We start from the raw sequence: 12,472 nt of genomic DNA on the forward strand, positions 1-12,472 counted from the left end.
TGCAATCATGGTGCTAGCATCGTGCTAGCAATATGCTAACATAGTGCGATGAAGACGCTGTATCTGCGCAATGTGCCGGACGACGTGGTCGAGCGACTCGAGCGCCTCGCCGAACTCGCCAAGACGTCGGTGTCCGCGGTTGCTGTGCGTGAGCTCACCGAGGCTTCTCGCCGCGCCGACAATCCGGCGCTTCTTGGGGACTTGCCCGATATCGGCATCGACACGACCGAACTGATCGGTGGTATCGACGCCGAGCGCGCCGGTCGATGATCGTCGTTGACGCCTCGGCCGCGCTGGCCGCGCTGCTCAACGATGGACAAGCTCGACAATTGATCGCTGCCGAGCGCCTGCATGTCCCGCATCTGGTCGATTCGGAAATCGCGAGCGGGCTCCGCAGGCTAGCGCAGCGGGATCGGCTGGGCGCGGCCGACGGACGGCGGGCCCTCCAAACGTGGCGCCGCCTCGCGGTGACGCGTTATCCGGTGGTGGGCCTTTTCGAGCGTATCTGGGAAATCCGCGCGAACCTGTCGGCATACGACGCCAGCTATGTGGCCTTGGCGGAAGCCCTGAACTGTGCGCTCGTCACAGCGGATCTGCGGCTCAGCGACACCGGCCAAGCCCAGTGTCCGATTACCGTTGTGCCCAGGTAGCCGTGGCACGGATGTTCGAGGATCCGTATATCACAACGCGATAGGTCCTGTTGACACAAGGGAAGCGCGGGGCGCCGTCGGCGGTTCGTCTCGTCGAAATGCGACAACAACGCCGTGCGCGGCACATCCCAGTTTGTGAGACACTGTGCGCGTGCCCTCGCAGTGGATGATCTCATCCCGGGTAACGGTAGCCTGGAACATCGTCGGCTACCTCGTGTATGCGGCCCTGGCTTTTGTCGGCGGGTTTGCGGTTTGGTTCTCCTTATTCTTCGCGATGGCCACCGATGGTTGTCACGACTCAGCTTGCGACGCAAGCTATCACGTGTTCCCGGCCATGGTCACCATGTGGATCGGAGTTGGCGCGGTCTTGCTGCTCACCTTGGTGGTCATGGTTCGCAACTCGTCGCGAGGCAACGTCGTGATCGGATGGCCTTTTGTTGGGTTGTTGGCGCTTGGCCTTGTCTACGTGGCTGCCGATGCGGTCTTGCACTGATCGACGTGGGGTTCTGCGTCAGTAGGCGTCGCGGGTTCGGCCGCCGGGGGATCCGTACAGGTACGGGTAGTGCACGTCGGGGTCGTTGGCCGGTCGCATGTTCAGCGGTGGCGGCGCGGTGCGCCAGGCGGCCGGGGGATGGCAACCGGTGTTGTAGGAGTAGCCGAGTGGGCCGCGGTTGTCGCCATTGACGAGGTTTATCGTGACGCCGTCATCGCGGATTTGAGAGTAATTCGGGGCGCCCAGCGGCTGTGGCGGGTCGCCGGGTACGGAGTTGTTGGGCCGAAAACCCGCCGCCTTGAACACCGGGGCTAGCTCGGTGACAATTTGCAGCCATTGCTGCGGAGTGGGCGCTGGACGGCCAAAGAATAACTCGCTTGCCTCTTGTCGACCGATGGTGCGGGTGAACGGGTCGTTGCAGCCGTTGGTGAGATGGCTCACTGTGACGCCTGTTGAGAACCGGGTCTGCGGTGAATATTTCGCGATCATCGCCCTGATGGTGGCGTCGAGGTTGGCGAGCTGCTGCTGGACTGTCTCAAGATCGGGTCGTCCGTTGACGATTTTCTGCCGGCGGTCCAGCTCGCCCCGCCCGGGATTGGCGTAAGGGTCGAACGTATTGGGTTTGATACACCCGGCCAGCAGTGCGGCGATGCCGAGGAGCGCCGCGGTCAGGCTGCGGGATGTTCGCTTCATGGGTGATAGTTCGGGTTGGGTATTGGCAATCCGAACGGGCCGGGCCCACTGGGCATCGTCGGTGGCGGCAGCACAGGGGGTTTGATGAGGTCGTCGGGCAATCCCGCCAGCACGGCGGCCAAGTTGTAACCACTCATCCGAAGCTGATCATTGTCTCCGTTACGTGCGTACTCAGAGTGTCCTTATGCTCGCTCGTGAAGTTGGCCGTCGCCCAAGAGCGGGCCGGGCGCCAAACCGGTGTTGACCGACAGTTGTGTCATGCCGGGTACGTCCTGGGGTGCGGAGCCGAATGCGCCGAATTCGGGGATGGTATTGGCGACATGGTCGTTGACGCCGATCATGTAGAAGGCATGCCCTGGCTCAACGCCCAGCTGCGACGCGTGCGTGAGCTCGGTGCCCGGTGAACCGTACAAAACGACGTCGCTGACCGGTGCCCCCTGCTGCAGCGCCAGACTGGTTACCAGGGATCCGTAGGAATGCCCGAACGCGGTGATGTGCTGATCGCTGACATTCGTGGTAGCGGCCAAGCCTTTGTCGAAGCGGTTCAACGGCCCCGCGGCATCGCGAGCCGACCAGTCGTGCATCACGTCTTTGAGGCCGTCCGGCGCGTCATAGCCCAGCCACGCAATGGATGCCACCGCATCGTAATTTGGCCATCCGGCTCGTTCCCTCAGTTCGGCTGCCTTTGCGCGCTGAATTCCAGCTTCCTTGACCATGTCCCCAACGCTCGAACTCACCCGCGTGTTCAGGCCGCCCATCGTGACGCCGACGCGTTCGGCGTTGTCGACGTCGCCAACTCCCACAGCCGCCAACACCTTTCGCGGGTCACTGGCGGTGTCCAACAGAATGAGGCTGGTGCCGGGATGGGCTGCCAGAGTATCCCGCAACGCTCGCAGATCCGCCAGCTTGTCGGTGTCGGTGTGCCAGACTCCATCTCTGCTCAACCAGCCGTTCTGCAGCCGGGTGAGTTCTCGTTGCAGCACTGAAAGATTCAGTTCGTTGCGAACGGCGATGGGAATGCCGTCGCGATTACGCAGGGTATTGGGGAACCATTGCTTGACCCGATCCTGCTGGCCCGGGGTCAGCGAATGCCACCACCGCTTGACCTCCTCAGGGTCGCTGTCCGGCGGCGGCATCTGCGGCATTGTGGGTGGCGCATGGCTGAGTTGGGCATTGACCTGCTCGCGCGACAAGGCCCCGGCGGCGCATCGAATCGCCGCGGCCAGATCCTCATCGGCGGTCTCGGCGTCGGCCAGCAGACGTTTGATGCCCTCCGGATTGCGGTGTTGAGGATGGCCTGCTGATCGGCCGGGGAATACGACGACAAGTCGGGTGGTGGCAACGCCGTACCGGTCGCGTAAGCGATCGTCAGGTGATGCTCACGCGCGGCATCGCGGATCACTTGTAGCCGCATCTTGATCGCGGCGACCTCCTCGGCCGCCTTTTCCGCGGCCCGCGCGACCGCTTCACACGCGCCGGCATGGTGATCGAGCAGCACCGTTGTGTGATGGGTTGCTACCTGTGCCGCCTCGGCGGCCGCACCGCCAAAGCCGAGCAGCCCCATGGTGTCACGCAGCGCCGCCGATGCGGTGCGTGTGCCGTGCGCGCGGTCGATCGCGGCCTGAACACCGTCCTGATCGCTGTGGGATCCCAGCGCTCAATGTCAGCTAACGTCAACGCCGTCGCATCGGGCGCTTCCACCGCCTGTTGGATAAACCGCGGCCAGTGCCGCGGCGTTGTGTTCCTCCATCTCGGCGAACCCGACCGCGGCCAGATGCATGCCGTAAGAATGGTCCCCGATGCGGGCCGCGTGGGCGGTGCTGGCCTCCGCCCAGCTATCCAGCAATCCCGACAGCGCGCCCGCCGACGAACCGACCCATCCCGGCCGCGCCCCTTCGGCCGCACCCAGGCAGCAGTGGTGTGACGTCAGCAAAGACTCGCCGTGGTCAGCCTGCTGATAACCGACCTGGGACAGGACTTCAGGAATCGCCCGCAACGTTCTGCCATACCAACTCGCTTCCACACGAACCAAACTTTCGGCGGAGTATGGCACACGAGCACATTGCGGGCGATTCACCCGCATCGAGCTGACCGGGCGGCGCACCTTGCTATTTGCGGCTATTTGCGTGGCTTGCGGGGTTTGCGCTTGATGCCCACATCACCCCACAGCGAGAAGCCGCGGATCCTCACCGTCGGCACGCCACGGGTGCCCTCCCCGACCACCTTGCGGTCGAAGCCGCCCATCACTCGGTGACCGTGGATCTCCACGTTGACTTCGGGTGGCAGCAGAATTGTCTGCGCCCCCATGATCGAGTACGCACGGATGTCCACCTCGGTCGAGGTGAAGTCGGCGTAGCGCAGATCCAGCACCCCGCTGCCCCACAAGGTGAACGTGGTCAGCTTCTTCGGCACGTTCCAGCGGCCGCGTCGTTCGAATCCGCCCAGTAGCGCCAGCAGCAGCGTGGACGGCGCCGGATTGCATTCGCCACCCCTGCGCGGGCCTATCGCCGCCCCCGGCAGATCGGCCCGCAGCCGATCCAGCTCCTGGTAGGTGGTTGCCGCATAGGCCCGCGCCAGCCGGTCTTCATAATCGGTCAGCTGCAGGCGGCCCTGCTCGGCCGCGTAGGCCAGCAACTGCGCAATCTGTATCCGGTCGGTGTCCGACGCACGCGCGGACTCGTCGCGCGAGTTCCTCGCGTCACGCTGCGCCGAGTTGCTCATCGTCCACGAGCCTACGACGTCAAGAATTTGCTTCAAGAGGTGTTGGCGAAACTGCAAATGTTGCCAGGTTCGACTCCTTGGGTAGCCCACCCCCAGTGGGGTGGGATACCATGAACGGGTGAGGGATTAGGGGCAAGCCATGAGCAAGGAATTGACCGCAAAGAAGCGCGCGGCGCTGAACCGGCTGAAGACGGTTCGGGGCCATCTTGACGGAATCGTTCGGATGCTGGAGTCCGACGCCTACTGCGTGGACGTGATGAAGCAGATTTCAGCGGTTCAGTCCTCGCTGGAGCGGGCCAACCGGGTGATGCTGCACAACCACTTGGAGACGTGCTTTTCCACGGCGGTGCTGGATGGTCATGGGCAAGCGGCCATCGAAGAGCTCATTGATGCCGTCAAATTCACGCCGGCGCTGACCGGTCCACACGCGCGGCTCGGCGGTGCCGCGGTCGGCGAGTCGGCCACCGAGGAGCCGATGCCGGATGCCAGCAACATGTGACGAGCGCCGGACTCCGGTGTTTCTCGGGACAACGACATACGAAAGGAGCATCCGCGATGGTGTGGCATGGATTCCTAGCGAAGGCGGTACCCACCGTGGTCACCGGCGCGGTGGGGGTCGCGGCGTATGAGGCGCTGCGCAAGATGGTGGTGAAGGCTCCGCTGCGGGCGGCAACCGTGTCCGTTGCCGCCTGGGGCATACGCTTAGCACGTGAAGCCGAGCGCAAGGCCGGGGAGAGCGCCGAGCAAGCTCGACTGATGTTCGCCGACGTGCTAGCCGAAGCCAGCGAGCGCGCCGGGGAAGAAGTTCCACCACTGGCGGTGGCGGGTTCGGACGACGGTCATGACCACTGACGTTCTTTCTGACACCGACGTCTCGCTGAAGGTGGTCTCCAACGCGTCGGGGCGGATGCGCGTGTGCGTCACCGGGTTCAATGTCGATGCGGTTCGGGCCGTCGCGATTGAGGAGACGGTCTCCCAAGTGACCGGGGTGCACGCCGTGCACGCCTATCCGCGAACAGCGTCGGTGGTGATCTGGTACTCGCCAGAGCTCGGTGACACCGCCGCCGTGCTGTCGGCGATCACCAAAGCGCAGCACGTCCCGGCAGAATTGGTGCCCGCCCGTGCCCCGCACTCAGCGGGTGTGCGCGGCGTGGGCGTGGTGCGGAAAATCACCGGCGGGATCCGCCGCATGCTAAGTCGCCCGCCGGGCGTCGACAAGCCCCTGAAGGCGTCGCGTTGCGGCGGCCGCCCGCGCGGGCCGGTCCGCGGGAGCGCCTCGTGGCCGGGCGAGCAGAACCGGCGCGAGCGGCGGACGTGGTTGCCGCGGGTGTGGTTGGCCTTGCCGTTGGGGCTACTGGCGCTGGGTTCGTCAATGTTCTTCGGTGCTTACCCGTGGGCGGGGTGGCTGGCCTTCGCCGCGACGCTGCCGGTGCAATTCGTGGCCGGGTGGCCGATTCTGCGGGGGGCGGTGCAACAGGCGCGGGCGTTGACCTCGAACATGGACACGCTGATCGCGCTGGGTACGCTGACCGCGTTTGTCTACTCCACGTATCAGTTGTTTGCCGGTGGACCTCTGTTCTTCGACACCTCGGCGCTGATCATCGCGTTCGTGGTGTTGGGCCGCCATCTCGAGGCCAGAGCAACCGGAAAAGCGTCCGAGGCGATCAGCAAGCTGCTGGAGCTGGGCGCCAAGGAAGCCACGCTGCTTGTCGACGGCCAAGAGCTCCTGGTGCCGGTCGATCAGGTCCAAGTCGGAGACCTGGTGCGGGTGCGGCCCGGAGAGAAGATCCCGGTCGACGGTGAGGTCACCGATGGGCGCGCCGCCGTCGACGAGTCGATGCTCACCGGCGAATCCGTCCCGGTCGAGAAGACGGCGGGTGACCGCGTTGCCGGCGCAACGGTCAACCTCGACGGGCTGTTGACCGTGCGCGCCACCGCCGTCGGGGCAGACACCGCGCTGGCGCAGATTGTGCGACTGGTCGAGCAGGCACAGGGCGACAAGGCGCCGGTGCAGCGGCTGGCCGACCGGGTTTCGGCGGTGTTTGTCCCGGCCGTCATCGGCGTTGCCGTCGCGACCTTTGCGGGATGGACCCTGATCGCCGCCAACCCGGTGGCTGGTATGACCGCCGCGGTCGCGGTGCTGATCATCGCGTGCCCGTGTGCGTTGGGCCTGGCTACCCCCACGGCCATCATGGTCGGCACCGGCCGGGGCGCCGAACTGGGGATCCTGGTCAAGGGAGGCGAGGTGCTGGAAGCGTCGAAGAAGATCGACACCGTGGTGTTCGACAAGACCGGCACCCTCACCCGCGCCCGGATGCGGGTGACCGATGTGATTGCCGGCCAGCGGCGCCAGCCTGATCAGGTGCTGCGGCTCGCCGCCGCGGTCGAATCGGGCTCCGAACACCCCATCGGTGCGGCGATCGTTGCCGCTGCACACGAGCGCGGGTTGGCGATACCGGCCGCCAATGCGTTCACCGCCGTCGCCGGGCACGGGGTGCGGGCGCAGGTCAACGGCGGGCCGGTGGTGGTCGGACGGCGCAAGCTCGTCGACGAACAACATTTGGTTCTGCCCGACCACCTCGCTGCGGCGGCCGTGGAGCAGGAAGAGCGCGGCCGCACCGCGGTGTTCGTCGGCCAAGACGGCCAGGTTGTGGGTGTGCTCGCGGTAGCGGACACGGTCAAAGACGACGCCGCGGACGTGGTCGGTCGGCTGCACGCCATGGGGCTACAGGTAGCCATGATCACCGGCGACAACGCCCGCACGGCTGCCGCGATCGCCAAGCAGGTCGGCATCGAGAAGGTGCTGGCCGAGGTGTTGCCGCAGGACAAGGTAGCTGAGGTTCGGCGGCTGCAGGACCAGGGCCGGGTGGTCGCGATGGTGGGTGACGGCGTCAACGACGCGCCCGCCTTGGTACAAGCCGATCTGGGCATTGCGATCGGCACCGGTACCGACGTGGCCATCGAGGCCTCCGACATCACGCTAATGTCCGGCCGGCTCGATGGTGTCGTGCGCGCGATCGAACTCTCCAGGCAGACCCTGCGCACCATCTACCAGAATCTCGGCTGGGCCTTCGGCTACAACACCGCCGCGATCCCACTGGCCGCGCTGGGCGCGCTGAACCCGGTCGTGGCGGGCGCGGCGATGGGGTTCTCCTCGGTCAGCGTGGTGACCAACTCACTGCGGTTACGCCGCTTCGGCCGCGACGGCCGAACCGCATGATCCATGACCTGATGCTTCGTTGGGTGGTTACCGGCCTGTTCGTGCTGACCGCCGCCGAATGTGGTCTGGCAATCATCGCCAAACGCCGACCGTGGACGTTGATCGTCAACCACGGGTTGCATTTCGCAATGGCCGTTGCGATGGCGGTGATGGCCTGGCCGTGGGGCGCGCGGGTTCCGACGACGGGACCTGCGGTATTTTTCTTGCTGGCGGCCGTGTGGTTTGGGGCGACGGCCGTCGTTGCGGTCCGCGGGACCGCTACGCGTGGACTGTACGGATATCACGGCTTGATGATGCTGGCCACAGCCTGGATGTATGCCGCCATGAATCCTCGTTTGCTCCCTGTCCGCTCGTGCACCGAATACGCCACCGAGCCGGATGGGTCAATGCCGGCTATGGACATGACTGCGATGAACATGCCGCCGAATAGCGGGTCACCCATCTGGTTCAGCGCGGTGAACTGGATCGGTACGGTCGGCTTCGCGGTTGCGGCGGTTTTCTGGGCATGCAGGTTTGTCATGGAGCGGCGGCAGGAGGCGACCCAGTCCAGGTTGCCGGGCAGCATAGGCCAAGCGATGATGGCGGCCGGTATGGCGATGTTGTTCTTCGCCATGCTGTTTCCGGTTTGAGGCAGTTCGCCGCCTGTGTGTCCGAACCGCAAGGTAATTCGGAATAGGCTGTTCCCAACCTCCTGCGTCGTAGGCGGGGGCCCGGCGGGCCTAGTCAGCGGCCCGCATCGTCGCCGGCTGGACCCAGCGGGGCGGACGTTTCTGCAGGAAGGCCAGCATCCCTTCGCGCGCTTCGTCGGAGACGAACAGCCTGGCCGACTCCTCGGTCAGGCGTTCGGCGTCGCGGTCGAACCCTTCGAGCACGGCGGCCGTGGTCAGCGCCTTCGACGCGGCCAGGCCTTGTGGCGAGCCGCGGCCCACGTCGGCGACCAGCGCGGCCACCGCGGCGTCCACGTCGTCGGCCGCCATGGTGATCAGTCCGATGTCGGCGGCTTCGCGGGCGCCGAACTTCTCGCCGGTCAGGTAATAGCGGGCCGCGGCGCGCGGCGAAAGCTTGGGCAGCAGCGTCAGCGAGATGATCGCCGGTGCCACCCCGATCCGTGCCTCGGTCAGCGCGAACGTGCTTTCCGGTCCGGCGACCACCATGTCGCACGCACCGACCAGGCCGAACCCGCCGGCCCGCACATGCCCGTTGATGGCGCCGACCACCGGCAGCGGCGACTCGACGATGGCGCGCAACAGCGCCGTCATTTCCCGCGCCCGCGCCACCGCCATCCGGTACGGATCACCACCACCACCGCCGGCCTCGCTGAGGTCCGCGCCGGCGCAGAACGTTCCGCCGGTATGCCCCAGCACGACCAGCCGCACCGCCGGATCTGCTTCGGCCGCACTCAGCCCTTGATGTAGTTGGCTGACCAGCGTGCTCGACAGCGCGTTGCGGTTGTGCGGAGAGTTCAGTGTCAGCCTGGCGAAGGGGCCGCCGCAGGCGGCCGGGCCAGCGTAGTCGACGGGGCTGTCCATCAGTAGGACCGGGGCAGACCCAGCGATGTCTGCGCAACGAAGTTCAGCACCATCTCGCGGCTGATCGGGGCGATCCGCGCCAAGCGGGCCGAGGTCATCATCGCTGCCACGCCATATTCCTTGGTGAGGCCGTTGCCGCCCATCGACTGTACGGCCTGATCGACCGCGCGGCTGGATGCCTCGGCCGCAGCGTATTTGGCCATGTTGGCCGCCTCGGCCGCACCGAAGTCGTCACCATGGTCGTAGAGTGTGGCGGCTTTCTGGGTCATCAGCTTGGCGAGTTCGACCTCAATGTGGCACTGCGCCAACGGATGTGCCAGGCCCTGGTGCGCGCCGATCGGGGTGGACCACACCTTGCGGGTTTTGACGTAGTCGACGGCCCTGCCGAGTGCGAACCGGCCCATGCCCACCGCGCTAGCCGCACCCATGATGCGCTCGGGGTTCAGGCCCGCGAAAAGCTGTGCGATCGCCGCGTCTTCGGCTCCAACCAGCGCATCGGCGGGTAGCCGGACGTCGTCGAGGAAAACCTGGAACTGGCGTTCGGGGCTGACCAGCTCCATCTCGATCGGGGTGTAGCTGAACCCGGGAGCGTCGGTGGGCACCACGAACAACGCGGGGCGTAGCTTGCCGGTTTTGGCTTCCTCGCTGCGGCCCACGACCAGCACCGCCTGCGCCTGGTCGATGCCAGAAATAAAGACTTTCTGGCCCTTGATGATCCAGTCGCTGCCGTCGCGACGCGCGGTGGTGGTGATCTTGTGTGAGTTGGAGCCGGCGTCGGGCTCGGTGATGGCGAACGCCATGGTCAACGAGCCGTCGGCGATGCCCGGCAACCAGCGCTTCTTCTGATCGTCGGTGCCGAACTTGGCGATGATGGTTCCGTTGATGGCCGGTGACACCACCATCAGCAGCAGCGCCGAGCCGGCGGCGGCCATCTCCTCCATCACCAGCGACAGTTCGTACATGCCTGCGCCGCCGCCGCCGTACTCTTCGGGCAGATTCACCCCCAAAAAACCGAGTTTGCCTGCCTCGGCCCATAACTCGCTGGTGTGTTCGTGTTTGCGCGCCTTGTCCAGGTAGTACTCGTGGCCATAGTTGGCCACCCAAGAGGCCACCGCCTTGCGCAGCGCCTGACGTTCCTCGCTTTCGATAAAGCTGGTGTCTGTCACGGTGAATCTCCTTCTGCTGGGCCATTTTGAGGTGCTTCTACTCGTGCGAGAATGGCGCCTACTTCGACCTGTTGACCCGTGTTGACGCTGACGTGGGTGAGCACGCCGTCGGCAGGCGCGGCGATGGTGTGTTCCATCTTCATGGCCTCCAGCCAGATCAACGGCTGACCGGCCGTGACCGTGTCGCCAACCTCGGCGCCGATCCGGATGACGTTGCCGGGCATGGGGGCCACCAGCGAGCCTTGCTCGACGGCCGAGCTCGGCTCGGGGAAGCGTGACAGTGCCACCAGGTGAACGGGTCCGCGCGCCGAGTCGACGTAGACGTCGGGGCCGTGGCGGGCAACCGTGAAGCCGTGTGCGACCCCGTCCTGGGCGAGCACCACCTGGTCCACGTCAGCCGAGACCAGCTGTACCACCGGATCGCCGGGAAGCGCCAGACCCGTTCTGGTGAACCGGTATTCGACGCGGTGTTCGGTGTCCGCGTCGTCACGATAGGTCTTGACCTGATAGCCCGAGGCCAGGTTGCGCCAGCCGCTGGGAATCGAGCTGAACACGCCCGCGCTCGCCCGATTGTGCTCGGCGTCGGCCAGCGCGGCGGCGATCGCCGACAACCGGAGGGTCGCGGTGTCGGCCAGCGGTGTCGACAACTCGGCCATGCCGTGCGTGTCGAAAAACCCGGTGTCGGTGGCGCCGTCGAGGAACGCCGGATGACGCAGCACGTTGACCAAGAGCTCACGGTTGGTGCGCAGACCGTGCAGCCGGGCGCGTACCAGCGCATCGGCCAACACAAGCGCGGCCTGCCGGCGGGTGGCACCGTAGGAGACGACCTTGGCCAGCATTGGGTCGTAGTGGATCGACACTGTGGAACCGTCGACGATCCCGGAATCCAGCCGGATGCCGGTCCGCTGTCCCAACGAGTCGAACTGCGCCCGAACCCCCGGAACCTCAATCGTGTGCATCACGCCTGCCTGTGGCTGCCAGCCATGCGCGGGATCCTCGGCGTAGAGGCGGGCCTCGATCGAATATCCCTGGGCGGGGGGAGGTTCGGTGTCGAGTCGCCCGCAGTCGGCAATCATGAGCTGCAGTTCGACCAGATCCAGCCCGGTGGTCTCTTCGGTGACCGGGTGCTCGACCTGTAGCCGGGTGTTCATCTCCAGGAAGTAGAACTCACCTTCCCGGCCAGGTGAGTCATCGGCGAGGAACTCCACCGTGCCTGCCCCGGTGTAGCCGATCGCGCTGGCCGCCAGCCGGGCCGCGTCGAACAGCTTGGCCCGCATCCCCGGTACGCGTTCCACCAGCGGCGACGGTGCCTCTTCGATGATCTTCTGGTGGCGGCGCTGAATCGAGCATTCCCGTTCCCCGACCGCCCACACGGTGCCATGGGTGTCGGCCATGACTTGCACTTCGACGTGGTGCCCGGTGGGCAGGTAGCGCTCGCAGAATACGGTCGGGTCGCCGAACGCGGATTGGGCTTCACGTCGCGCGGCTTCGACTTCGGCCGGCAGGGCCGATAATTCGTGAACCACTCGCATGCCGCGACCGCCACCGCCCGCCGACGCCTTCACCAGCACCGGCAGCTGCGCGGTGGTGACGGCGTCGGGGTCGAGTTCCTCGAGCACCGGCACCCCGGCGGCGGCCATCAGCTTCTTGGACTCGATTTTGGAGCCCATCGCGCGCACCGCGTCCACCGGTGGCCCGACCCAGGTTAGGCCGGCCTCCTGCACGGCGGCCGCGAATTCGGCGTTCTCCGAGAGGAATCCGTAGCCGGGATGCACCGCGTCGGCTCCGGCTGCCTGCGCGGCCGCGATGATCGCCTCGGCGTTCAGATAGTCGGTGGTCTGCGGCAGCCGGACCCGGGCGTCGGCCTCGGCGACATGCGGTGCCGCGGCATCCGGGTCTGTGTAGACGGCGACGGTGCCGAGCCCCAGCCGGCGGCAGGTGGCGAACACCCGCCGGGCGATCTCGCCGCGGTTAGCAACCAATACTCGAGTGATTCCCAT

15 protein-coding genes are annotated in these 12,472 nt (G+C 66.0%); 7 read left to right on the forward strand and 8 right to left on the reverse strand.

The features are described 5' to 3' along the window. Positions 1 to 48: 48 nt before the first annotated feature. From vapB9 to Rv0961, 3 genes are all read left to right on the forward strand, one after another. Positions 49 to 270 carry an antitoxin VapB9 gene (gene vapB9 / locus Rv0959A; RefSeq protein YP_007409620.1) on the forward strand — a complete coding sequence of 74 codons (222 nt, stop codon included), beginning with the start codon at positions 49 to 51 and terminating at the stop codon, positions 268 to 270. Further along, positions 267 to 650, forward strand: coding sequence for a ribonuclease VapC9 (gene vapC9 / locus Rv0960; RefSeq protein NP_215475.1), 384 nt, complete (start codon positions 267 to 269; stop codon positions 648 to 650). Before vapB9 ends, vapC9 begins: the two co-directional genes overlap by 4 nt. A gap of 145 nt (positions 651 to 795) precedes the next feature. Continuing rightward, positions 796 to 1,143 carry an integral membrane protein gene (locus Rv0961; RefSeq protein NP_215476.1) on the forward strand — a complete coding sequence of 116 codons (348 nt, stop codon included), beginning with the start codon at positions 796 to 798 and terminating at the stop codon, positions 1,141 to 1,143. Positions 1,144 to 1,161: 18 nt separating this feature from the next. Here the strand turns inward: Rv0961 and lprP are convergent, their stop codons facing one another. From lprP to Rv0966c, 5 genes are all read right to left on the reverse strand, one after another. Continuing rightward, the gene (lprP, locus tag Rv0962c; RefSeq protein ID NP_215477.1) at positions 1,162 to 1,836 is read right to left on the reverse strand and encodes a lipoprotein LprP; all 675 of its coding nucleotides are present in this window, start codon (positions 1,834 to 1,836) and stop codon (positions 1,162 to 1,164) included. A gap of 182 nt (positions 1,837 to 2,018) precedes the next feature. Continuing rightward, positions 2,019 to 2,819, reverse strand: coding sequence for a hypothetical protein (locus Rv0963c; protein ID NP_215478.1), 801 nt, complete (start codon positions 2,817 to 2,819; stop codon positions 2,019 to 2,021). A 98-nt stretch (positions 2,820 to 2,917) separates the two neighbouring features. Next, on the reverse strand, positions 2,918 to 3,400 hold the full coding sequence (locus Rv0964c) for a hypothetical protein (RefSeq protein NP_215479.1): 483 nt from the start codon (positions 3,398 to 3,400) through the stop codon (positions 2,918 to 2,920). A gap of 99 nt (positions 3,401 to 3,499) precedes the next feature. Next, positions 3,500 to 3,919 carry a hypothetical protein gene (locus tag Rv0965c; RefSeq protein ID NP_215480.1) on the reverse strand — a complete coding sequence of 140 codons (420 nt, stop codon included), beginning with the start codon at positions 3,917 to 3,919 and terminating at the stop codon, positions 3,500 to 3,502. A 35-nt stretch (positions 3,920 to 3,954) separates the two neighbouring features. Continuing rightward, positions 3,955 to 4,557: a hypothetical protein gene (locus Rv0966c; RefSeq protein NP_215481.2), complete on the reverse strand. Its 603-nt coding sequence runs from the start codon at positions 4,555 to 4,557 to the stop codon at positions 3,955 to 3,957. 139 nt (positions 4,558 to 4,696) lie between these two features. Here Rv0966c and csoR point away from each other — a divergent pair, with 139 nt between their 5' ends. From csoR to Rv0970, 4 genes are read left to right on the forward strand one after another with little or no spacing between them, the layout of a single operon-like run. Continuing rightward, positions 4,697 to 5,056: a copper-sensing transcriptional repressor CsoR gene (csoR, locus tag Rv0967; RefSeq protein NP_215482.1), complete on the forward strand. Its 360-nt coding sequence runs from the start codon at positions 4,697 to 4,699 to the stop codon at positions 5,054 to 5,056. Positions 5,057 to 5,112: 56 nt separating this feature from the next. After that, entirely contained in the window at positions 5,113 to 5,409 is a 297-nt protein-coding gene (locus Rv0968) for a hypothetical protein (protein ID NP_215483.1), read from the forward strand. 55 nt (positions 5,410 to 5,464) lie between these two features. Continuing rightward, complete coding sequence (gene ctpV / locus Rv0969) at positions 5,465 to 7,777, forward strand: copper-exporting ATPase (protein NP_215484.3); 2,313 nt, start codon at positions 5,465 to 5,467, stop codon at positions 7,775 to 7,777. Continuing rightward, a complete protein-coding gene (locus Rv0970) occupies positions 7,774 to 8,406 on the forward strand; it encodes an integral membrane protein (protein NP_215485.1) in 633 nt (210 codons plus the stop codon). Before ctpV ends, Rv0970 begins: the two co-directional genes overlap by 4 nt. Before the next feature lie 90 nt (positions 8,407 to 8,496). Here the strand turns inward: Rv0970 and echA7 are convergent, their stop codons facing one another. Genes echA7 through accA2 form a run of 3 tightly spaced genes read right to left on the reverse strand, consistent with a single transcriptional unit; the run spans position 8,497 to position 12,472 of the window. Next, positions 8,497 to 9,306: an enoyl-CoA hydratase EchA7 gene (gene echA7 / locus Rv0971c; protein NP_215486.1), complete on the reverse strand. Its 810-nt coding sequence runs from the start codon at positions 9,304 to 9,306 to the stop codon at positions 8,497 to 8,499. After that, positions 9,306 to 10,472, reverse strand: coding sequence for an acyl-CoA dehydrogenase fadE12 (gene fadE12, locus Rv0972c; protein NP_215487.1), 1,167 nt, complete (start codon positions 10,470 to 10,472; stop codon positions 9,306 to 9,308). The genes echA7 and fadE12 overlap by 1 nt, the downstream gene beginning before the upstream one ends. Next, entirely contained in the window at positions 10,469 to 12,472 is a 2,004-nt protein-coding gene (gene accA2 / locus Rv0973c; protein ID NP_215488.1) for an acetyl/propionyl-CoA carboxylase subuit alpha, read from the reverse strand. Before accA2 ends, fadE12 begins: the two co-directional genes overlap by 4 nt.

Origin of the sequence: Mycobacterium tuberculosis H37Rv, assembly GCF_000195955.2 — a bacterium.
GTDB classification, from domain to species: Bacteria; Actinomycetota; Actinomycetes; order Mycobacteriales; family Mycobacteriaceae; genus Mycobacterium; species Mycobacterium tuberculosis.